Genomic DNA, 19,619 nt, shown 5'->3' with positions numbered 1-19,619 from the left:
GACGCGGTACGAGCGGCGCCGGCTGCTGGGTGACCTGTCGACGTTGCGGCGGGTCCGGGCGTGTGGTCGGGCGCCGGTCGGTTCGAGCGTGGGGCTGCGTGTCGGTGCTGGTCGTGCCGGGTTCTCGGGGGTGCAGTCGTGCGGGTCGGTGTGGGCGTGCCCGCACTGTGCCGGGAAGATCGCGCACGCGCGCCGGGAGGACGTGGCGGGGGTGCTCGAGGCGGCTGCTCGGGAGGACAAGTCGGTGATGTTCGTGACGTTGACCGCGCGGCATCACCGCAACCAGCGGTTGAAGGACACGTGGGCGGCGACGGCCAAGGCGTGGCGGTCGATGACGTCGGGGCGTGGCTGGCAGTCGATCGCGGCCGCGTGGGGGGTTCGGGGTTTCGTCAAGGCGACAGAGGTCACCTACGGCGCTGCGGGCTGGCATGTGCACTTCCACGTGCTGGTGGTGCTGGAGGACGCTGACGTGACGCAGGGGTGCGCTGACCGGTTGGCTGAGGCGTTGTGGCCGCGCTGGTTGAAGGGTCTTGAGCGTCAGGGCTATTCGGCGCTGCGTGGGCCGGGGCTTGACGTTCGGGTGGCGTCGGAGGCGGCAGACGCGATGGGCGCCTATCTGACCAAGTCGCTGGTGTGGGAGACGGTGGCGGGGATGTCCAAGGACGGCCGGTTGGGTGGGCGGTCGCCGTTCCAGCTGCTCGACGAGGTCGCTCGCACGGGTGATGCTGACGCGTTGGACCTGTGGCATGAGTGGGAGCAGGCGAGCAAGGGCAAGCGGCAGCTGACGTGGTCGCGGGGGCTGCGGGAGTGGGCGCGTCTGGGTGAGGAACTGACGGATGAGCAGGTGGCCGAGCAGACCGTGGAGGGCGAGGACGTGCTGGTGCTCGACGCTGACGCGTGGCGGGCTGTCGCGCCGGTCGCCTGGCAGCTGCTCGACGTGGCCGAGGTCGCGGGCGTGGAGGGCGCCAAGGCGTGGCTGAGGCGTCGGGGTCTGTCGTGGCAGGTTCCACCGTCTGCGCAGGCTCGGGCAGCGTGAAGCAGTCGCGGCGCCTCACCCGGCGTCCTCGGGCGCCCCCGCCCCCGGCCGTTTGAAAACTGTTGCGGCTCAAAAGGTTCCCGCTGGTGCGTGCTGTGAGCCGTGCCGTGCGGTGTCCCGTCCTCCGAGGCGGTCTGTGAAGGCGCCCGTGCTGGGGCTTCCAGCCGGGCGATCAGGTAGGTAGAGAGGATCAGTCATGAGCATCACGAGCACCGTTTCCGCACCGTCTGCCGGGTCGGGCCAGCCTTGGGCTGGCGTCCCGGTGGTCACGTTCGAACCGCACTCGCCCACGTGCGCTCAGGCGCGGCACTGGTCGGGTGAGGACCTGCTGTCGGCTCACCCGCTGCCGGCGCTGCCGTGGGCCGGTCGGGTGGAGGTGTGGCCGTGCGAAGGGCTGGTTATGGCCTGGTGGGACGCGCACGAGGGGCCGTCGTGGACGGTGTCGCTGTTTCAGTCGTGGAGGCTCGACGAGGCCGGCTGCTGGCGTCCTGAGGCGCCCTTGGGTGACGGGGTCGATGTGGAGACGCGCGCGGACACGCGCGGGCGGGCCACGGTCGAGGCTGTCGCGGCCGCGCTCGCTGACGTGCTGGCAGTGATCGACGCCGTCGAGGCCACGGGGTCTGCTTCCGCTCCCGGCCGGGTCGTTCACCTGGTCGACGGCGTGACGGCGCCGGCCGTGATGCCGCTCGGCGAGGGGTGGGCGTGCGAGGTCGACGTGGTTGCTGACCCGGCAGGTGGCTGGTCGGCCCGCGTGCTGGGGCCTGACCTGGGCGCTGGCGACCTGCTGGCGCGCGTGCTGCGCGAGCACCGCAGCAGCAACGGCCGGCAGTGGCAGGCTGGCCCGCTGACCGTGCTGGTGATCGACCCCGACGCCGACGAGCACGTCCTCGAGCTCGACGACGTCGAGCAGGTCGGCCGCGTCCTCGAGGACCTGACCCGGGACCCGGCGCGTCTGCTGCGACGCGCGGCACGCACGGCCTGACCAGCAGGGACCGGGCCCCCGGCGTGCGCACGCCGGGGGCCCGGTCCCTGCTGGGGAGTCGACCGCGGGCTAGTTCTCTCCTAAGTCAGTCTTGCCTTTCGGGTCGTCGCCGGCGATGAAGTCGAGGAAGGCGCGCAGCTGGGAGTGATAGGGGGCCGTGACCGAAGTGGACGTGTGGTCGGTGAGCCACGGCGTGAGCAGTGCGCTGACAGCGTCCTCGATAGACGTGTACGAGTCTTGCGGCCCCGACCACTCTGAGAGGGTCATGTCGGGGTACCGGATCCACCACGTGCCGACCGCGTCACGGAATACAGCCGCACACTCGAGGTACCCGCGCGCGTCGTAAGAGAACTCGTTCGGTGGCCCCGGCGGGATCTTCGGCATGGCGGCCCCTTCGTAGCGCGCCCGCATGACGCCTTGCCTGTTGCCAGGACGCAGAATCCCTACGCGCTCGAAGCGGAACTGCGTAGTCGTGCTGTCCCAGACCACCGCCACCACGGACACGACGGGTTCGTCGCTCTCGTTGCAGACGAAGACATCACTGACCTCACCCACAGCGACACCTGTCATCGAGTTCGTCCACTCAATGGGCTGCCAGTCCCAGAAGATGCGACGAGCCTGCGCTTCACGGGACTGCCGATCGCGCTTCTCGGCATCGGCCCTGACCTGACCAAGCTGCTTGTGGCTCGTGCGACTGCTCCAGAACGCGAAGCCGGCCGCCGCGATCGCCGCCGCAAGGCTAATCCCTTGCAAGATGAGGTCCCACTGGTCGGTCGTCATGAGCCGCATCCTGCTATGCGCCCCATGACTGCCACTGCGAGGTGCTTGCAGTCGGCGTGTTTGATGAGGTTCCCGCACAACGGATTCGCCGGGCCGGGCTATCGACCGTTGGGTGTCAGTCTGAGGACCTGCCGGGGGTCGGGACGGGCCGGGGCGGCATCGGTGGGGGTGCGGCTGGTTCGCCGGCGCTGGCCGCGTGCTTCGGCGTCCTCGGCGCGCTCGACCTCGGCCCGCAGCCGCATGAGCGCTAGCGGGGTGAGCCCTAGCCGGTCGGAGCGTTGCCGGGCCTCCCCTGCGGCTTTGAGGTCTCCTTGCTCGGCGCGTACCTGCCAGCGCACGAACGTGGCGACCTCCCGGGTAAACGCGGCCGACCCGTCCCACATGGACGCTTGCGGGGTGCGCCACAGCGTCTCCCAGAGCTCGGTCTCCGTGGCACAGGTCTGCTCGAGCTCGACGCGGGCCACAGCGAGCCCTTGGGTGGCTTCGTTGAGCCGTCGTTGTGCCGTGCCCTTCTCCCGGCCCGTCCGGGCGTCGGCTATCTCGCTGTTCAGGGCGCTGACGCGGTCCTCGAGATAGTCCAGGCGTCCGATCAGGGCCGCAGACGGCTGCAACGGCCACGGGGGCGGCTCCCCTGCCCTCCCAGTGCTCGGGAGTGCCCTGAGGGGGTCAACGGCGTTGCGGCGGCGCCTCACGCTCGGGTGCTTCGGGGCTGACATTGGCTCTCCTGGGGGGTCACAGACGGTCAGGTTGGTTCAGCACAGCGAGACGCGCCAGACCGTACGGAGCATTTCTCACAGAACGTCCCGGACGAGGGCCAGGCCCCCAAGGAGGGGGTGGCCCCCCCGGGGGTGCTGAGCGTGGCGGGTCCTTGGTGCTGGTGGGTTACATGAGGTTGCGGTTGGCGCGGTCGAGCAGGGCGCGGGTGCCGGCGCTGATTGGTGGTTCGACGCGGGGGTGCGTCTTGTCGCGCCAGTCGACGGCTGCTGCGGCGATGGTCTCGGCTTCGGTGTTGCGCTGTCGTGGGCTGGGGATCCACGGTGTGGCGGCCGGGTTGTCCGCGAGCCATGTCAGCCACTGTCGGTGGCTTCCGTGCCGCGGGTCGGGCCACGGTGGGTTGGTGCCGGGTCCGGTGACGGTCATGCCGTCCACCTGGCGGGCGACGTGCGCGCCCTTGACTGCGGCGACCCAGGGCCCGACCTGGTCCCAGACCTTGGTGGCGCCGGCGATGCGGCCGACGAGGCACCACGTGCCTGAGTCCCACTGCGGGGTGGTGTGCAGCGCGTCGAGCAGCGCTTGGGCTTCTCGCAGCTGGCCGTACTTGCCGGCGAGGCCGGTGGACTCGCGCCAGGCATCGCCGTCGCCGGCGGTGAGTGCGTCCTCGGCGTCGCGGTAGCGGCTGACGTTCAGCGCCTGGTAGCGGTCCACGACTGCGTGCAGCTGGGTGGTGAGGCTGCTGTAGGCGTTGGCGGTGACCTGTTGCGCGGCGCTGGTGAACGTGCCTTGCAATCGGTGGGCGAGCAGCTGCTCGAGGTTGTCGCGGGTGCTGAGCGCGTCTCGGGCGATGACGACGGTGTGGGCTGCTTCGTCGAGGTCGGTGGTGGTGAGGTTGCCCTCGTCGTTGAGGGTGAGCAGTCGTTGCACCTCGGTCTCGAGGCGGTTGCTGTTGGGGTCGGCGCGGTTCAGTGCGTCGCCGGCGTTGACGAGCGCGGCCCGGGCGCGGCGGGTGTCCTCGTCGGCGTCGAGCAGCAGCGCGAGGGGGCCGCTGGTGATGCCGGCGAGGACACGGGTCTCGGGTGGCGCGCCACGCAGCGCCAGGCTGGGCACGGTGGGCAGCGGCATGGTGGTGCTGGCAGTGGTCATGGTCGGTCTACTCCTTGGTCCAGCCGCGTCGGGCGGCTTCTCGGGCGGCTCGTTCCTTCGCCGGTAGCAGCTGCTCGGCGGCGTTGGCGGCGTCGCGGTTCTGTCGGCGCTGCTCGGTGAGCTCGTCTTGACGGCGTTCGTGCTGGGCGTGAGCGCGCACCTTGTCGGCCATGTGCTCGCGTCCCTGCTCGCGGTCCCACAGTGGGCCGCCGTGGGGGCCTGGTGCGGGCGGTGCGTCGAGCTCGGCCAGGCGGGCGATCGACGCGGTGTCGCCCTGGCGTGCCTGGGCGCGTAGGACCTCAGCGAGCATGTCGTGCCGGTCGGTGACGCGGGCCGGGTCGAGGTACGGGGTGGGGGGCATCATGCGGTCCTCTCGACGGTGTGTCGGGGGTGGTTGAGCTGGCGGTAGGCGCGCCAGGTGAGGCGGGCGGCTTCCTCGTGGGGGCATCCCGGGTGGGGGCATTCGGGGCACACCCACACGAGTGGTTCCCCGGTTCTGCGGCGCCGGCCGACCACGTCGAGCTCGGTGTCGTCGTCGTAGCCGATGGTGACCGTCACCCCGAGGGCGGTGATGGTGGTGAGCTCGCAGCCCGTCGCGGCGGGGCCGGTCATGGCAGCCGGCCGTGCAGCTGCGTGCTCGCCCACTTCAGGGCTTGGGCTTCGACGAACCCCGCAGCGATGGTGGCGGTTCGGTCGTGCAGGTCGGCGGGCATGGCCCCGGTCGTGGTGAGCGCGTCGGCCACGTAGGTGCCGAGGTCCGCGAAGGCCTGGGCGGTGATGGTGGGGTGCGCGTTGAGCAGGGTCAGCGCCTGCTGCGGGGAGATTGCTGGCACGTGTGTGGTCCTTTCGGTTGGGTGTGCTGGTGCGGTTGGGTGGAGACGGCTCTAGAGCAGACTCATAGAGGGCCGCCGCGTTTGCGCAGGTCAGGGGCTCGTATGTCATCTCTGAGTGACACCGAATGTCGTCACTGAGGGATGACAATCAGGCCGCCTGACCGCGTTTTGTCGTCTCTGAGTGACGACGTTTGGTGACGGGACAGCCTGCGCGGCCGCTGCCGGGCCACCCGCCGACGATCCCGTCGGGGACGCGTAGGCACTGGGTGTTAGACCCTGGTGCGAGCCACCCGTACTCGACCGCCTTGAAGATCGCGCGGTGCACCTGGCGCCGGTCTAACGGGGCGATCTCGCCGCCGCTCGGGGGTACGGTCGCCAGGACTAGCGCGACCTGTCCCCGCCTGAAGTGGGCGTGCCCGTGGTCGTCGTGCTTGCCCATCGCCAGGGACGCGACGCGCAGCCACAGGGGCAGGTTGCGGTCTCCCGCGCGTTCCTCCCACATGACTTGCTGGTGGCGCGCCCACGCGGCGGTCTCCGCTGGTCGGGCGGTCATGCGACCTCCCGGCCGGTCCAGTCGACGACCTTGACGTCGTGGCGCTGAGCCAGGGCGAGCAGGTCTGCCAGCCGGTCGCGACGGACCAGCCATCCCTTTCCTGGCGCTGACCACATGGCCGGCACGCCGGCGTCGGTCAGGACGCGTCGGGCGTCGCCCGGTGGCGCGTTCCGGGCCCGCAGCAGCACGTACCGCCTGCCGTGGTCGGTGAGGTTCCACGTCATGCGGCACCCCCGAACCGGGAGCGGCGCCGCGCTAGCTCGTCGTGCGCCGGCTGTCGAGCGGCCGCTTGCACGGCCTCGAACGCGGCCCGGTGCAGTCGCTCGGCGCTGTCGTCGGATGCCTGCCAGCCGGCGCCGTATCCGGCCGCGTGGCCGAACAGGTAGCCCAGGGTCCACGCGTGGTGCCAGGCGTGGGTGGCGTTCTCGTCCATCGCGGTCAGGTCGATCGGACAGCCTGGTAGGTCGGCTGGCGTGATCGTGGGGTAGGTCATGCGACCACCCCCACGGCGTGCAGCTCGCACAGGATCAGCTCGGCGTCGGCGCCACGCTCCCGGGCCCGCTCGACCGCGCGTTCCGCGGCCGGCAGCCCGAAGAACAGGCGCCGGCGTAGGTGGTTGCCGTCCACCTTCACCACCACGCAGTAGGCGCCATCGATCGCGGCTGCGGCCTGTCGTGGCGTGAGCGCCGGAACGGTCGGGTTGCTACCCTGGCCCTCAGCATCGTGACGGGCCGGCGTACCTTCCCCAGGGGGCCGGCCCGTTGTCGTCTGGCTCACCGGGGGTCGCCGCCGGTCGCATGAAGCTCGGCCTCTGCGGCCTCGGCGGCGGCGTTGAGTTCTCGTGCCTTGCGCCGGGCCTGGGCTGACTTCAGGGCGAGACGAGTGAAGTGCGCTCGACGTAGGTGCTCGGCTCGGATGGGGTCGCCGTCCGCCTGGGCGAGGAAGCGTTCGTCGAAGGCTCGTCGCGCTGGGGCGGTGCGGGCGGACCTGTCGTCGGTCTTGGCCCACGACTCATGCGCGGCCAGCGTGGCTGTGAGGTGACGTTCGGATGATGGAATGGACACGGTAAACCAGATCCCCCTCGGGGTACTGGTTCGCATGCCATCGAGATGCGCGAACGTTCTGGGGGCTCAGCCCACAGCCGGCGACTCGACCATGTGCGGAGTGCTCATGGCTTGAGGCGCAACGTTAGCACACGGTCACTCCATGCTTGGGTCATAGGGTGCAGCGATGGTCGAGTGTCGGCGCGACCGTGGGATGTTGATGTCGACTGGTCTGCCTGGCCGCTTCCGCTTCTTCAGCGCGTCGTAGAGGTAACCCATCCTGCGGCTGTCTTGGCGGCACTTGCAGGTGCTTCGGACATACGAGTCACGTTGCCGATCAGTGGGTTTGACCATCATCGTGACAAAGGCGTGGGGGCCCTGGCGGGGGTGTTCCACACCGGCGCGAGCATGGGCGATGGCTTGGCCTCGCTCCTTGGCCGTGGGCAAGTGCGATACGTCCGGCAGTGGTGGAGAGGTCTCGAGGTCGGTCGGGCGGGTACGCAGGATCATCACTCCCTGCTTGGCGAGGGTGGGCGACTGCCAGACCTCGTAGAGGGGCGTGTTGCATGCGCGGCACCAAGCCCTGAGCAGGAGGACCTTCTTTCGGTGCTCGGCGGGAAGTGCTTTCATTAGCGTGAGTTCCTGGCGCACCATGCTGTTGAATGCCTCGCGCTCGTCCTCGTGCTCGTCCACGTTCAAACCCTGTCTCCTCGCTTCATCCGTTGGGTGGCCGCTCGTGCGCGAGCGTCTGCAGCGCTGGCGCCGTACCGCTCGAGCATCACGTCGGAGCGCCATCCCGCGAGCCGCTTCAGGTCTCGCTCCTGCCCGCCGTTGAACAGGAAGTCGTGCGCGAACGTGTGCCGGAACTGGTGGGGGTGCATGTGGCCCAGACCGGCCTGCTTCGCCCTCACGTCGAGCCTGTCTCGCACGCCGTCCGGTGACATGCCGCCGCGCTGCGAGAGGAACAGCGTCGCCAGGTGCGCCCATCGGTGAGCTCGTCGCTTGCGCAGGTAGCGGTCCAGCGCTTGGACGGTGCGAGCCGAGAAGTAGATGGGTCGCACGCGGCTGCCCTTGCCGCGCACGAAGGCCATCTCGTCATCGAGCCTGACGTCGTCGACGGTGAGCGAGCTGGCCTCCGAGACTCGGATGCCGCAGTCAAGCATCACGCGGAACAGGGCCTCGTCGCGCACGTCGACGAAGTCGGGCCCCCGACATGCTCGCAGCAGCGCCGAGAGGTCGTCGTCGGTCAGGACCGGGACGGGCTTGGCCTCGGGCTGTGGCGGGGTCATCCCGATCATGGGATTGGCCTGGATCTCCCCCTCGGCGGCGAGCCAGCCGCAGAACCTGAACAGTCCTCGGTAGCGGGTCTTCACGGTGCCCGGCTGGTTGACGTCGAGCAGCGCGCCCAGCCACCCCCGGATCAGGTCCCGGTTCAGGTGGTCGAGGTCCGCTGGATGACCCTGAGCGGCCAGCCACTTTGCGTAGAGCCGGATCGACTGGCCATAGAGCAGCCGTGTCCGCTCGCTGCGGCCCTCTGCCTTGAGGGACCGCGCGAAGCTGGCTCCGAGCGCTTGCAAATCTTCGGCCATGCCCTTAGATTATCTGGTGAGCATGCATTGTGCATACTCGCCACTGCGCGATCGACTCACGTTCTTGCAGGTCAGTGCTTCGCACGAGACGGTTGAACCCGTCTCGGCTCGCCGGGCATCTTCGGGTAGTCCGGCGGGAAGTTGAGCTCGCCCAGGCCGTCGGCGACGTCCCGGTCCCACCACTCCAGCGCCGGCTGCAGCGGCCCCACCTGACCCGGGGTGGCCATCTCGGCCCAGGGGTCGGGCGTGTCGGCCACCAGGTCAGGGACGGTGCGCACGGTGAAGTCGCCAGGGCTGATGTCGCCTAGCTGCTCCCAGGTCACCGGCATCGAGACCGGTGCCCCGGGCAGCGGCCGCGGCGAGTAGGCCGAGGCGAGGGTGCGGTCGCGACAGGCCTGGTTGAAGTCGACGAAGATGCGCTCGCCGCGCTGCTCCTTCCACCACGCCGTCGTGACCAGGTCGGGCAGCCGCCGCTCGAGCTCGCGGGCGATCGCGATCACGCCGTGCCGCACGTCGAGGAACTCGTGGTCCGGCTCGATCCGCGCAAACACGTGCACCCCGCGGTTGCCCGAGGTCTTGACGTAGGGGTGCAGGCCGGCCTCGGTCATCACCTCGCGCAGGGCGTGGGCCGCCTCGACGACGTCGGCGAACGCCCGCCCGGGCTGCGGGTCCAGGTCGATGCGCAGCTCGTCGGGGTTGTCGAGGTTCGCGGTGCGCACCGGCCACGGGTGGAAGGTGATGGTGTTCATCTGCACCGCCCACACGGCGGTGGCGATCTCGTCGATGACCAGCTGCGGGTGCCGGCGACCGGAGGGGTAGGTGACCGTCACGGACCTCGCGTAGGCCGGCACACCCCGCGGCGGGTTCTTCGAGTAGAACTCCTCCCCCGCGATCCCCTCGGGGAAGCGCTGCAGGGTGACCGGTCGGTCGCCCACGGCCGCGAGGAAGCGGTCGCCCACCGCCGCGACGTACTGCGCGAGCTCGAGCTTGGTGATGCCGTCGTCCGGCCACAGCACCCGGTCCGGGCTGGAGATCTTGACCTCTCGGGATCCGGAGGCGTCGATCTGCGCAGGGACGGGGACGTCGAGGAGCACCGGCTTGGTCACCATGGCTCGATCGTAGGGCTCGGCCCCGCCGGGAAGGTTCACGCCTCCCGGTTCGTTGAACGGGTCATGGTCAGCAACCCGTTCTCCCGGTCCGCGAAGCCCTCCGACGCCTCCGCCGACTCGGCCTACCCCACGCAGCGCTCCGAGCAGGAGTGGCGCGAGCAGCTGTCACCCATGGAGTATCACGTCCTGCGCGAGGGCGGCACCGAGCGCGCCGGCACCGGTGAGTACACCGACACCGAGACCGAAGGGGTCTACAGCTGCCGGGCGTGTGGCGCCGAGCTGTTCACCAGCACCGAGAAGTTCCACTCGCACTGCGGCTGGCCCTCGTTCTACGCCCCGTCCGAGGGCGACAACGTCGAGCTGCTCAGCGACCGGTCGTTCGGGATGGTGCGCACCGAGGTGCGCTGCGCGTCCTGCGGCTCCCACCTCGGGCACGTGTTCGAGGGCGAGGGCTACGACACCCCGACCGACCAGCGCTACTGCATCAACTCGGTGTCTCTGACGCTGCGCCCCACCGCGCAGTGACGCCGGAGCCCGGCTACGGCAGCGAGGCGACCAGCGCGTCGATCTCGACCTTGGGCCCGGTGTAGAACGGGACCTCCTCGCGCACGTGCAGGCGGGCCCGCGAGCCGCGCAGGTGCCGCATCAGGTCGACGATGCGGGCCAGGTCGTCGGCCTCGAACGCCAGGATCCACTCGTAGTCGCCGAGCGCGAACGAGGAGACCGTGTTGGCCCGCACGTCCGGGTAGTCCCGCGCCATCTGACCGTGCTCGACCAGCAGCGAGCGGCGCTCGTCGTCCGGCAGCAGGTACCAGTCGTAGCTGCGGATGAAGGGGTAGACGCACACGTAGGCGCGCGACACCTCGTCGGCCATGAAGGCCGGGATGTGGCTCTTGTTGAACTCGGCCGGCCGGTGCAGCGCCGTCTGGCTCCAGACCGGCTCGAGGTGCTGACCGAGCTCGGTCTGCCGGAAGGCGGAGTAGGCCGCCTGGACGTCCTCCACGCGCTCGGCGTGCCACCACACCATCAGGTCGGCGTCCGCGCGCAGCGCCGCGAGGTCGTAGATCCCCCGCACCGTCACGCCGGTGTCGGCCAGCCCGTCGAAGAACTCCTGGGTGGATGCCGTGATCGCCGCCCGGTCCTGCGGCAGCCGCTCGCTCACCTTGAAGACCGACCAGACCGTGTAGCGGATCGCGTCGTTGATCTCGCGGACCTGGCTCGGGCTGGGACGGTTCGACTTCGGCTTGAGACTCATGGCCGCAATTCTGTCACCGTCCTCTGGTTGCACCGAATGCGAGGGTCCAGCAGGCGGCGCCGCAGCCAGTCGACCGCCTCGGCCGCGGTGGCGACGATGGGCACGCCGGGCGGCAGCGCAGGTCGTTGCACGACGACGACCGGGATGCCGAGCTCGCGGGCCGCCACGAGCTTGGCCCCGGTGGCGGCTCCCCCGCTGTTCTTGGTCACGACGACGTCGATGTCGTTGCGCTGCAACAGTCCTCGCTCGTCATCCAGGGTGAACGGCCCGCGGTCGAGCAGCAGCTCGGCGTCCGGTGGCAGCGTCGTCGGTGGATCGATGGACCGCACCAGGAACCAGACGTCCCGGACCTCAGCAAAGGCCCCGACCCCCTGTCGGCCGATCGTCAGCAGGGCGCGGGTGCCGATCCCGGAGAGAGACACCGCCGCCTCCGCGACCGTCGCCACGCTCGTCCATCGGTCACCCGGCCCCGCGACCCACGGTGGGCGCTGCACGACGACGAGCGGGACGCCGGTCTGCGAGCACGCCTGTGCCGCATGGTCGCTCATCGTCTCGGCGAAGGGATGCGTGGCGTCCACGACGGCCGCCACCTGCTCGGCCCGCAGGTAGTCGGCCAGCCCCGCCACACCACCGAAGCCCCCGACCCGCACCGTCCCCGGCAGCACGCCGGGCCTCTCGGTGCGCCCGGCGAGCGAGCTGACCACCCGCAGGGCGGGCTCCTGCGCGAGCAGCTGCGCCAGCACCCGACCCTCCCCCGTGCCCCCGAGCACGAGCACCGTGGGGCGAGGATCAGGCGGCATGCAGGCATTCTGCCTGACCGACGTGCTCTGCCGGGGTGCGAGAATGCCCAGGTGAGCGAGCACGCGCACGCGCCCCGCGGTGGCCGCGCCGGTCAGATCGACAGCACCGGTCTGCGGCCTGGCTGGACCACGGGTGCCTGCGCGACGGCGGCCGCCCGGGCGGCCTGGGAGGCGCTGCTGACCGGCAGCTTCCCCGATCCGGTAGACATCACCCTCCCCCGCGGTCAGCGGCCCACCTTTGCGCTGACCGACGAGCGGGTCGGCGACGACTGGGCCGAGGCGGCCGTCACCAAGGACGCCGGTGACGACCCCGACGTGACCCACCTGGCCGTCGTGCGGGTGCGTGTGCGACGCGGCCCTGCGGGCAGCGGCACGCGATTCGTCGCGGGGCACGGCGTCGGCACGGTGACGCTGCCCGGTCTACCGCTGGAGGTCGGTGAGCCGGCGATCAATCCCGTGCCGCGACAGATGATCCGGCACACGCTGCGCGAGGCGGAGGCATCTGCTGCCGGTCGCGCCGAGGCGCTGGCCTGGGACCACGGCCCGCAGGTGGACGCCGTGGTGGAGATCTCGGTGGACCAGGGCGAGGAGATGGCGCGGCACACGTGGAACCCCCGGCTCGGCATCCTCGGCGGGCTGTCGATCCTCGGCACCACGGGCATCGTGGTCCCCTACTCGTGCTCGGCCTGGATCGACTCGATCCGGCGCGGCATCGACGTCGCGGAGGCGCTCGGCATCGAGCACGTCGCCGGCTGCACCGGCTCGACGTCGGAGCGCGTGGTGACCGAGCTTTACGGACTGCCGGAGCAGGGCCTGCTCGACATGGGCGACTTCGTGGGGGCCGTGCTCAAGCACCTGCGCACCCACCCGCGGCCGAGGCTGACGATCGCGGGCGGCTTCGCCAAGCTCTCGAAGCTGGCCGCAGGTCACCTCGACCTGCACTCCGGTCGATCGCAGGTCGATCCGGCGCACCTCACCCGGCTAGCCGAGTCCTGCGGCGCACCAAGCGATCTCGTGGCTCAGCTCGCCGGGGTCAACACGGGGCTCGAGGCGCTCCAGCTGTCCCAGGCCGCGGGCGTGCCCCTGGGGGACGCGGTCGCCGAGACGGCGCGCGAGCAGGCGCTGCGGGTCCTCGACGGCGCTCCGGTCGTGGTCGACGTGGTGTGCATCGATCGCGCCGGGATGATCGTCGGGCGCTGCGCACCCGCAGGCCCCCGGAGCTGACGCTCGAGAGCGACGCTAGGGAGCGGTGGCGAGCCGCACGAGCTGGGTGGCGTTCGCGAGAGCGTCGTCGGCGCGCGAGTCGTGGCCGGCGAGCCGGTAGAGCTGGGCGGCGGCCCGGCCGGCCTCGGCCGCACCGAGCAGGTCGCCGAGCTGCTCCAGCGTGGTGCTGCGCCAGCGCTCGATGTCGGCGCGGTAGCGCGGCGGCGCGTCGGCGACGGCCTCGGACGCCTCGGCGAGCAGGTCGAGGGCGCCGCGCAGGTCGCCGGTGCGGATCCGGAACCGCGCCTCGCCGATGGCCAGCTCGGCGACGTCCTCGTTGTTGCCGACGAAGCGCAGGATGGGACGGGCGGTCGCGAGGTGGCGGCCCACGTCCTCGGTGAGCCCGGCGTCCAGGCGTGCGAACGCGGCCGCCTTGTGGAAGCGCCCCCAGGTGCGCAGGTCGGCTCGCGGGTCCAGCAGCTGCTCGCAGACCGAGTGGAAGGCCTCGCCCTGGCTGAGGCGTCCGGCGGCGTAGTCCATGGTGCCGAGCACCCAGGCGGCGAGGGCGGCCGGCTGTCCGATCGGCAGCTCGTCGAAGATCTCACGCAGGCGTGGCACCTCGACCTCGGCCAGCTCCAGGTCCTCGCAGCCGACCGCGGCGCCGATGAAGGCGATCAGCGCCTCGGCCTCCCGGACATAGGCCCGCCCCCGCAGCTCCGGGGACGCCACGAGGTCGAGCTCGCGCAGCAGCGACAGCGCGGTCTCGGCGTAGCCGACCGCACGGCGGGCCTGCGCCACGCCCTCGTGCCGGGCGTTCTGCGAGGCCAGGGTCCACCCCTCGGCCCGCCGCAACGGAGCCTGTCCGTCGGGGTGCCGGGTCAGGGCCAGCGCCCGGTCCCGAGCCAGGTCGAACCGTCCGCAGGCCGCGAGCGCGTGGATCGAGAGGACGGCGTTGTCCCACCACACGTCCAGGTCGCGACGCTCGAGAGCGTCCTGCGCGATGCGGGCGGCCAGGTCGGCCGCCGCGGCGTAGTCGTGACCGCGGTAGGCCTCGCGTGCCGCGCCGTCGTTCGGTCTGCTCCCCTCGGAACGCCCGTCCTGCATCGGCGAACCCCTTCCTGGCCCCCGAGCCAGCTCACATGTCACGCGCTCCAGCGCCGGTCACCTCCATCCAGTGAAGCACGGCGCTGCCGCCCGTCCCACCTCGCGGCTGGATGTCGACCGGACGTGCACTGTGCGCGCTCACGGTGTGCGATCGGCCGCCACCGGCTGTGGCAGGGCACAGTCGTGCCGATCACGGGCCGGGGAGTACAGGTGGGAGTCCGCGAACTCGCTCGCGGCGAGCACCTGGCCGACGAGCAGGACCGCGGTGCGTCGGATGCCGTGGGCGCGCACCTGGTCACCGAGCTCACCAAGCGTGCACCGGACGACGACCTCGTCGGGGCGTGACGCCAGGGCGACCACCGCCGCCGGGCAGTCGGCGCCGTAGTGCGGGACCAGCTCGGCGACCACCCCGTCGGCGAGGTGCGTCGCCAGGTGGAGCACGAGCAGCGCCCGCGTCCGGCCGAACGCCGCGAGCGTCTCCCCGGGCGGCATCGCCGTCGCGTTGCGGGCGACCCGGGTGAGGACGACCGACTGACCGACCGTCGGGACGGTCAGCTCGCGGCCCAGCGCCGCCGCGGCGGCCGCGAACGCCGGCACCCCAGGCACCATCTCGTAGGCCACCCCCGCCGCCTCGAGCCGGCGCACCTGCTCGGCCACGGCGGAGAAGACGGACAGGTCACCGGACTGCAGCCGAGCGACGTCGTCACCGCGCCGGTCCGCGGCCACCAGCTCGTCGAGGATCTGGTCGAGGTCGAGGTGGGCGGTGTCGACCAGCCGCGCCCCGGGCGGGCACAGCTCGAGCAGCTCGTCGGGCACCAGCGCGCCGGCGTAGAGACACACCGGGGCTCGCTCGATGATCCGCGCACCGCGCAGCGTGATCAGGTCGGGCGCCCCCGGGCCGGCACCGATGAAGTAGACGGTCACGAGTCCTCCTGGGTCACGGGTCGTCCTGCGTCACAACGGGATCCGGCGCGACCCAGGACCACTGGGTGACCGGCCGCGCGGGGCGCCAGGCGGCGAACGAGCCGACCGCGTCGGCGGTCGACACCTCCAACCGCGTGAGCGTGCCGCCGAGCCGGCGGAACAGGTCGACCAGCACCGCCTCCGACTCGAGCGTCACAGTGTTGGCGACGAGTCGCCCGCCGGGGCGCAGCGCCGCGAGGACGGCGTCGACCACGCCGACCTGGGTGAGTCCGCCGCCGATGAAGACCGCGTCAGGCGGCGGCAACCCGACGAGGGCGCCCGGTGCGGAGCCCGGCACGACCTGCAGGCCCGGGACACCGAGGGTGCGGGCGTTGCGGCGGATCCGCGCGACCCGGTCCAGGTGCGGCTCGACGGTGACGGCGGTGCAGGTAGGGTCGGCCCGCATCCACTCGATGGCGATCGAGCCGGACCCGCCCCCCACGTCCCACAGCAGCTCGCCGGGGGCGGGGGCCAGGGTCGCGAGCGTCGCGGCCCGCACGTGACGCTTGGTGAGCTGCCCGTCACTGTCGTAGACCTCGTCGGGCAGCCCCGGCACCACGGCGAGCCGCGGCGGCTCCTGGTCGGGTCGGACGTCAACAGCCACGATGTTGAGCTCGGAGCCGGGCTTCGCCGACCAGGTGGCGGCCACCCCGTCGACCCGGCGCTCGCCCGGACCGCCGAGGTCGTCGAGCACAGACAGTCGGCTGTCCCCGAGACCGAGGCGGCGCAGCAGCGCGGCGACCTCGCCCGGGGTGCCGGAGTCGGCCGACAGCACCAGCAGCCGCCGACCGGGTCGCACCGCCAGGGCCAGCGCCTCGAGCGGGCGACCGACGACCGAAACAATGGTCACGTCCTCGAGCGGCCAGCCCATCCGGGCGCAGGCGAGCGACATGGACGAGGCGTGCGGCACGACGTGCACCCGCTCGGCGCCGAGCAGCTCGACGAGGGTGCGCCCGATGCCGTAGTGCATGGGATCACCGCTCGCCAGCACGACCAGCCCGCGGTCGGCGTGCTCGTCGACCTCGGCGGTGAGCCGCTCGCGCAGGGGCTTGGGGAGGTCTACCTCGTCGGCGTGGTGGTGCCCGGCCACGAGCCGGCGCTGCCGGTCCGAACCCATGACGACCGCGGCGGCCGCGACGGCCTGGCGGGCCGCGGGGCCGAGGCCTTCCCAGCCGTCGACGCCGATCCCGACGACGGTCACGGGCGCGGTGCTCATAGGCCCATCATCTCGCGCAGGGCGGTCGTGTCGAGGTGGTCGGCGACGGCGTCCCCGAGCCGGTCCAGCATGGCCGCGCGACGGGTCGCGAAGCCGGGCGCGGTGGGGTCAGGCGCCCAGGAACGCCCCGCTCGGTCGGCCACCTCGGTGAGGAAGGCCTGGCGGAAGGCGTCGCCCTCGAGCGCACCGTGCCACGTCGTGCCGTAGACCGACCCACACCGCCAGCCGTCCAGGAACGGCTCGACGTCGCCTGCGTCTTCCCGCAGCGCGCTGGCGCCGTGGTGGATGAGGTAGCCGTCGACGGGTCGGTCGCGCCAGGCGCCGCTCGGTGTGCCGAGCCGCTTGTTGCGCTCGAATCGCACGGTCGTGGGGAGCAGCCCGAGCCCCGGAACCGTTGCGGGAGAAGGCGACTCGACGCCGAACGGGTCGTCGATGGTCTCAGCGAGCATCTGGTGACCACCGCAGATCCCGAGCACCGGCGCGCCGCGGCGGGCGCGCCGCACCACCGCGTCGGCGAGCCCGCGGCGGCGCAGCCAGTCGAGGTCGGAGAGCGTGGCGCGGGTGCCGGGCAGCACCACGAGGTCGGCCTGCTCGACCACGGCCGGGTCGGCCGTGACCACCACCTGCACCCCCGGCTCGCCGGCGAGGGCGTCCACGTCGGTCGCGTTGCTCACCCGCGGGAGTCGGACGACCGCGACGGTGAGCGGTGCCTCACCCTGTGTGCCGCGCGACCAGCCGGCGATGGCAAGGGCGTCCTCGGAGTCCAGCCACACGTCGTGCAGGTAGGGCAAGACCCCGAGCACCGGGCGTCCGCCGGTGCGCTCCTGCAGCAGCTCGAGCCCGGGTCGCAGCAGCCCGAGGTCGCCGCGGAACTTGTTGACGATCCACCCCTTCAGGTGGGCCTGGTCCGCCGGGTCGAGCAGCCCGAGCGTGCCGTAGAACGCGGCGAGGACTCCCCCGCGGTCGATGTCGCCGACCACGACGACCGGCAGGTCACGGGCCCGAGCCAGCCCCAGGTTGACGTAGTCGCCCTCGCGCAGGTTGATCTCGGCGGGCGACCCCGCGCCCTCGGCCAGCACGACGTCGAAGCGTGCGGCGAGGTCGTCGAAGGCTGCGTAGGCCGCCTCGGCCAGCGCTCGTCGACCCGTGGCCCACTCGCCCGCCCGGAGCTGGCCGGCCGGTCGACCCATCAGGACGACGTGCGAGGTGTGGTCCGAGCCGGGTTTGAGGAGAACGGGATTCATCGCCGCCTCCGGAGTGACGCCGGCGGCCAGCGCCTGCACCCACTGCGCCCGCCCGATCTCGGCGCCGTCGGGGCAGACCATCGAGTTGTTGGACATGTTCTGCGACTTGAACGGCGCGACGGACACGCCTTCACGCGCGAGCCACCGGCACAGGCCCGCGGTCACCAGCGACTTGCCGGCGTCGCTCGTCGTGCCGGCCACCAGCAGCCCGCGGCTCATGACGCCACCGCCCCGATACGCACGACCCCGCCACGCTCAGCCCCGGCACCGAGGACGACCGCGCCCGCCGCGGCCAGCCCGCTGACGATCCCGACCGCGCGGGACAGCCGGGTGGCACGCGCCACGTCGGCCACCTCGACCGGCCGGCCCGAGCCCAGGGTGCCGCGGTCCTCGTCGACCCCGTCGTAGTGGTTGGTGCCGCCGAGCCGCACCCCCAGCGCACCGGCGAAGGTCGCCTCGACGGGCCCGGCGTTCGGGCTCGGGTGGTGCGGCGCGTCCCGGTCCCAGGCGTCGACGGCCGCTCGGGCGGAGCCGCCGACCAGCGGGGCGCACAGCACCGTGACGAGCGCGCACACCCGGGCGGGCACGAGGTTGGCCAGGTCGTCGAGACGCGCACTGGCCCAACCGAACTCGCGATAGCGCTCCGACCGATAGCCCACCATCGCGTCCAGCGTGTTGACGGCGCGGTAGCCGAGCAGCCCGGGCACGCCAGCCACCGCACCCCACCACAGCGGCGCCACGACCGCGTCGGAGGTGTTCTCGGCGACCGACTCGACGGTGGCGCGAGCCAGCTCGTCGCGGCCGAGGTGCGTGGCGTCGCGACTGCACAGGTGACCCAGCCGGGCGCGGGCCGGCCCGAGACCGTCGGCCGTCTCGGGTGCCCGCTCGATCAGGGCGGACATGGCCCGCCCCTCGCGGACCAGGCTGGTGCCGCCGAGCACGGTCCAGGTGGCCAGGGCGGTGGCCAGGGCGTGCGCGGCGGGATGTCGACGGGTGAGCCACTCCACGACCCCACCCACGCCCACGACGCCACCCACCAGCACCCCCGTGTAGACCACCCCACGCCACCGCTGGGGCCGGTAGACCACCCGCTCCAGCCCCAGCGCGAGGCGCCCGAGCCAGGCGACCGGGTGGTGCCGACGCGGGTCACCGAGCAGCAGGTCGAGCAGCTGGCCGAGCAGCAGCCCGACGGCTCGAGAACCGAAGGAGGTGATCACGCGGCACACCCTAGTGCCGGGGTCCGACAGACCCCTCCGCCGGGGCCACCGCCGCCCAGTCGACGGTCAGCTCGCCCAGCCGCCAGCGACGTTCGTCGCCCAGCAGCGGCCAGCCGTCGTCGCGCAGCGCGGCGGCCGTCGCGAGGAACCGCTGTCGGGCGCCGAACGAGCCCTGGTGGGCGGAGCGGGTCCACGCCGTGTCCAGCGCCTCGAGGAAGGCGTGCACGGGCTCCCCCGGCACGTTGCGGTGGATCAGCGCCTTGGGGAGCCGCTCGGCCACGACCCCGGGCGACGCGAGCCCGGCGAGCCGGTAGGAGAGCGTGAGGGACCTGGGCCCGGCACGGTCTACGGCAACCCAGGAGGCGAGCCGGCCGATCTCGTCACAGGTCCCGTCGACGAGCAGCCCGTCCGGAGCCAGCCGTTCCTGCACCGCGTGCCAGGCTGCGGGCACCTCGCTCTCGGCGTACTGCCGCAGCACGTTGAACGCGCGCACGAAGACCGGCGGCTCGGGCACCGGCAGCTCGAACCCTCCGACGACGAAGCGCAGCCCGTCGCGCTCGAGCGGCTTGGCCACCTCGACGCGCGCCGGGTCGATCTCGATGCCGACCACCTGCACGTCCGCGCGCACCCGCGCGAGCCGGTCGTGCAGCTCGAGCGCCGTGACCGGAGACGCGCCGTAGCCCAGGTCGACGACGACCGGATCGGGGCCGGCCCGGCGCAACCGGTGACCCTGCGGCCCGGCGAGCCAGCGATCGCAGCGGCGCAGCCGGTTGGGGTTGGTGGTCCCGCGGGTGATCGTCCCGAGCGGGGATCTCGCACGGCCGGGCACGCC

24 protein-coding genes are annotated in these 19,619 nt (G+C 72.1%); 4 read left to right on the top strand and 20 right to left on the bottom strand.

What is annotated here, in order from left to right; translation table 11 throughout:
• Positions 1 to 88 precede the first annotated feature (88 nt).
• A complete protein-coding gene (locus MM440_RS12320; protein ID WP_241444614.1) occupies positions 89 to 1,036 on the top strand; it encodes a protein rep in 948 nt (315 codons plus the stop codon).
• 196 nt (positions 1,037 to 1,232) lie between these two features.
• A complete protein-coding gene (locus tag MM440_RS12315; RefSeq protein ID WP_241444612.1) occupies positions 1,233 to 2,018 on the top strand; it encodes a hypothetical protein in 786 nt (261 codons plus the stop codon).
• A gap of 69 nt (positions 2,019 to 2,087) precedes the next feature.
• On the opposite strand, the gene MM440_RS12310 is transcribed toward MM440_RS12315, so the two are convergent.
• The 12 genes from MM440_RS12310 to ligD all read right to left on the bottom strand — a co-directional run bounded on the left by MM440_RS12310 (position 2,088) and on the right by ligD (position 9,785).
• A complete protein-coding gene (locus MM440_RS12310; protein WP_241444610.1) occupies positions 2,088 to 2,798 on the bottom strand; it encodes a hypothetical protein in 711 nt (236 codons plus the stop codon).
• Between the two features lie 98 nt (positions 2,799 to 2,896).
• Positions 2,897 to 3,409, bottom strand: coding sequence for a phage terminase small subunit (locus MM440_RS12305; protein ID WP_241444609.1), 513 nt, complete (start codon positions 3,407 to 3,409; stop codon positions 2,897 to 2,899).
• A 271-nt stretch (positions 3,410 to 3,680) separates the two neighbouring features.
• Positions 3,681 to 4,658, bottom strand: coding sequence for a hypothetical protein (locus MM440_RS12300; protein WP_241444607.1), 978 nt, complete (start codon positions 4,656 to 4,658; stop codon positions 3,681 to 3,683).
• A 7-nt stretch (positions 4,659 to 4,665) separates the two neighbouring features.
• Positions 4,666 to 5,019, bottom strand: coding sequence for a hypothetical protein (locus tag MM440_RS12295; protein WP_241444606.1), 354 nt, complete (start codon positions 5,017 to 5,019; stop codon positions 4,666 to 4,668).
• On the bottom strand, positions 5,019 to 5,270 hold the full coding sequence (locus tag MM440_RS12290; RefSeq protein WP_241444605.1) for a hypothetical protein: 252 nt from the start codon (positions 5,268 to 5,270) through the stop codon (positions 5,019 to 5,021). The genes MM440_RS12295 and MM440_RS12290 overlap by 1 nt, the downstream gene beginning before the upstream one ends.
• Complete coding sequence (locus tag MM440_RS12285) at positions 5,267 to 5,491, bottom strand: hypothetical protein (RefSeq protein ID WP_241444604.1); 225 nt, start codon at positions 5,489 to 5,491, stop codon at positions 5,267 to 5,269. Before MM440_RS12285 ends, MM440_RS12290 begins: the two co-directional genes overlap by 4 nt.
• Before the next feature lie 549 nt (positions 5,492 to 6,040).
• On the bottom strand, positions 6,041 to 6,268 hold the full coding sequence (locus MM440_RS12280; protein ID WP_241444603.1) for a hypothetical protein: 228 nt from the start codon (positions 6,266 to 6,268) through the stop codon (positions 6,041 to 6,043).
• Entirely contained in the window at positions 6,265 to 6,537 is a 273-nt protein-coding gene (locus MM440_RS12275) for a hypothetical protein (RefSeq protein WP_241444602.1), read from the bottom strand. Before MM440_RS12275 ends, MM440_RS12280 begins: the two co-directional genes overlap by 4 nt.
• Positions 6,534 to 6,671, bottom strand: a complete 138-nt coding sequence (locus MM440_RS12270) for a hypothetical protein (RefSeq protein WP_241444601.1) — start codon at positions 6,669 to 6,671, stop codon at positions 6,534 to 6,536. The genes MM440_RS12275 and MM440_RS12270 overlap by 4 nt, the downstream gene beginning before the upstream one ends.
• 572 nt (positions 6,672 to 7,243) lie before the next feature.
• A complete protein-coding gene (locus MM440_RS12265; RefSeq protein ID WP_241444600.1) occupies positions 7,244 to 7,780 on the bottom strand; it encodes a hypothetical protein in 537 nt (178 codons plus the stop codon).
• A gap of 2 nt (positions 7,781 to 7,782) precedes the next feature.
• Positions 7,783 to 8,676: a tyrosine-type recombinase/integrase gene (locus MM440_RS12260; RefSeq protein ID WP_241444598.1), complete on the bottom strand. Its 894-nt coding sequence runs from the start codon at positions 8,674 to 8,676 to the stop codon at positions 7,783 to 7,785.
• A 71-nt stretch (positions 8,677 to 8,747) separates the two neighbouring features.
• Positions 8,748 to 9,785, bottom strand: a complete 1,038-nt coding sequence (gene ligD / locus MM440_RS12255; protein ID WP_241444597.1) for a non-homologous end-joining DNA ligase — start codon at positions 9,783 to 9,785, stop codon at positions 8,748 to 8,750.
• 63 nt (positions 9,786 to 9,848) lie between these two features.
• Here ligD and msrB point away from each other — a divergent pair, with 63 nt between their 5' ends.
• The gene (msrB, locus tag MM440_RS12250) at positions 9,849 to 10,310 is read left to right on the top strand and encodes a peptide-methionine (R)-S-oxide reductase MsrB (protein ID WP_241444596.1); all 462 of its coding nucleotides are present in this window, start codon (positions 9,849 to 9,851) and stop codon (positions 10,308 to 10,310) included.
• Between the two features lie 13 nt (positions 10,311 to 10,323).
• On the opposite strand, the gene hemQ is transcribed toward msrB, so the two are convergent.
• Positions 10,324 to 11,040: a hydrogen peroxide-dependent heme synthase gene (hemQ, locus tag MM440_RS12245; RefSeq protein ID WP_241444595.1), complete on the bottom strand. Its 717-nt coding sequence runs from the start codon at positions 11,038 to 11,040 to the stop codon at positions 10,324 to 10,326.
• Positions 11,037 to 11,840: a cobalt-precorrin-6A reductase gene (locus MM440_RS12240; RefSeq protein ID WP_241444594.1), complete on the bottom strand. Its 804-nt coding sequence runs from the start codon at positions 11,838 to 11,840 to the stop codon at positions 11,037 to 11,039. The genes hemQ and MM440_RS12240 overlap by 4 nt, the downstream gene beginning before the upstream one ends.
• Positions 11,841 to 11,891: 51 nt before the next feature.
• Here MM440_RS12240 and MM440_RS12235 point away from each other — a divergent pair, with 51 nt between their 5' ends.
• Positions 11,892 to 13,064 (top strand): cobalt-precorrin-5B (C(1))-methyltransferase, encoded by a 1,173-nt coding sequence (locus MM440_RS12235; RefSeq protein ID WP_241444593.1) that lies wholly within the window; start codon positions 11,892 to 11,894, stop codon positions 13,062 to 13,064.
• A gap of 15 nt (positions 13,065 to 13,079) precedes the next feature.
• On the opposite strand, the gene MM440_RS12230 is transcribed toward MM440_RS12235, so the two are convergent.
• From MM440_RS12230 to MM440_RS12205, 6 genes are all read right to left on the bottom strand, one after another.
• A complete protein-coding gene (locus MM440_RS12230) occupies positions 13,080 to 14,147 on the bottom strand; it encodes a hypothetical protein (protein ID WP_241444592.1) in 1,068 nt (355 codons plus the stop codon).
• 138 nt (positions 14,148 to 14,285) lie between these two features.
• On the bottom strand, positions 14,286 to 15,071 hold the full coding sequence (cobM, locus tag MM440_RS12225; protein ID WP_241444591.1) for a precorrin-4 C(11)-methyltransferase: 786 nt from the start codon (positions 15,069 to 15,071) through the stop codon (positions 14,286 to 14,288).
• Positions 15,072 to 15,084: 13 nt separating this feature from the next.
• Positions 15,085 to 16,326 (bottom strand): precorrin-6y C5,15-methyltransferase (decarboxylating) subunit CbiE, encoded by a 1,242-nt coding sequence (gene cbiE / locus MM440_RS12220; protein ID WP_241444590.1) that lies wholly within the window; start codon positions 16,324 to 16,326, stop codon positions 15,085 to 15,087.
• Positions 16,323 to 17,789: a cobyric acid synthase gene (locus tag MM440_RS12215; protein ID WP_241444589.1), complete on the bottom strand. Its 1,467-nt coding sequence runs from the start codon at positions 17,787 to 17,789 to the stop codon at positions 16,323 to 16,325. Before MM440_RS12215 ends, cbiE begins: the two co-directional genes overlap by 4 nt.
• Positions 17,786 to 18,787, bottom strand: a complete 1,002-nt coding sequence (locus MM440_RS12210) for a cobalamin biosynthesis protein (RefSeq protein WP_241444588.1) — start codon at positions 18,785 to 18,787, stop codon at positions 17,786 to 17,788. The genes MM440_RS12215 and MM440_RS12210 overlap by 4 nt, the downstream gene beginning before the upstream one ends.
• A gap of 10 nt (positions 18,788 to 18,797) precedes the next feature.
• Complete coding sequence (locus MM440_RS12205) at positions 18,798 to 19,616, bottom strand: class I SAM-dependent methyltransferase (RefSeq protein WP_241444587.1); 819 nt, start codon at positions 19,614 to 19,616, stop codon at positions 18,798 to 18,800.
• Positions 19,617 to 19,619: the final 3 nt, after the last annotated feature.

The organism is Arsenicicoccus piscis, from assembly GCF_022568835.1.
In the GTDB taxonomy this organism is placed as follows: Bacteria; Actinomycetota; Actinomycetes; order Actinomycetales; family Dermatophilaceae; genus Arsenicicoccus; species Arsenicicoccus piscis.
This window is presented reverse-complemented; position numbering and strand designations above follow the sequence as displayed.

What these genes read in the sequence shown, in the direction of transcription:
- hemQ (WP_241444595.1), bottom strand. Translation starts at nt 11,040, where the DNA reads ATGAGTCTCAAGCCGAAGTCGAACCGTCCCAGCCCGAGCCAGGTCCGC.
- MM440_RS12295 (WP_241444606.1), bottom strand. Translation starts at nt 5,019, where the DNA reads ATGCCCCCCACCCCGTACCTCGACCCGGCCCGCGTCACCGACCGGCAC.
- MM440_RS12230 (WP_241444592.1), bottom strand. Translation starts at nt 14,147, where the DNA reads ATGCAGGACGGGCGTTCCGAGGGGAGCAGACCGAACGACGGCGCGGCA.
- MM440_RS12275 (WP_241444602.1), bottom strand. Translation starts at nt 6,537, where the DNA reads ATGACCTACCCCACGATCACGCCAGCCGACCTACCAGGCTGTCCGATC.
- cbiE (WP_241444590.1), bottom strand. Translation starts at nt 16,326, where the DNA reads ATGAGCACCGCGCCCGTGACCGTCGTCGGGATCGGCGTCGACGGCTGG.
- MM440_RS12290 (WP_241444605.1), bottom strand. Translation starts at nt 5,270, where the DNA reads ATGACCGGCCCCGCCGCGACGGGCTGCGAGCTCACCACCATCACCGCC.
- MM440_RS12300 (WP_241444607.1), bottom strand. Translation starts at nt 4,658, where the DNA reads ATGACCACTGCCAGCACCACCATGCCGCTGCCCACCGTGCCCAGCCTG.
- MM440_RS12315 (WP_241444612.1), top strand. Translation starts at nt 1,233, where the DNA reads ATGAGCATCACGAGCACCGTTTCCGCACCGTCTGCCGGGTCGGGCCAG.
- MM440_RS12215 (WP_241444589.1), bottom strand. Translation starts at nt 17,789, where the DNA reads ATGAGCCGCGGGCTGCTGGTGGCCGGCACGACGAGCGACGCCGGCAAG.
- MM440_RS12240 (WP_241444594.1), bottom strand. Translation starts at nt 11,840, where the DNA reads ATGCCGCCTGATCCTCGCCCCACGGTGCTCGTGCTCGGGGGCACGGGG.
- MM440_RS12280 (WP_241444603.1), bottom strand. Translation starts at nt 6,268, where the DNA reads ATGACGTGGAACCTCACCGACCACGGCAGGCGGTACGTGCTGCTGCGG.
- msrB (WP_241444596.1), top strand. Translation starts at nt 9,849, where the DNA reads ATGGTCAGCAACCCGTTCTCCCGGTCCGCGAAGCCCTCCGACGCCTCC.
- MM440_RS12260 (WP_241444598.1), bottom strand. Translation starts at nt 8,676, where the DNA reads ATGGCCGAAGATTTGCAAGCGCTCGGAGCCAGCTTCGCGCGGTCCCTC.
- ligD (WP_241444597.1), bottom strand. Translation starts at nt 9,785, where the DNA reads ATGGTGACCAAGCCGGTGCTCCTCGACGTCCCCGTCCCTGCGCAGATC.
- MM440_RS12310 (WP_241444610.1), bottom strand. Translation starts at nt 2,798, where the DNA reads ATGACGACCGACCAGTGGGACCTCATCTTGCAAGGGATTAGCCTTGCG.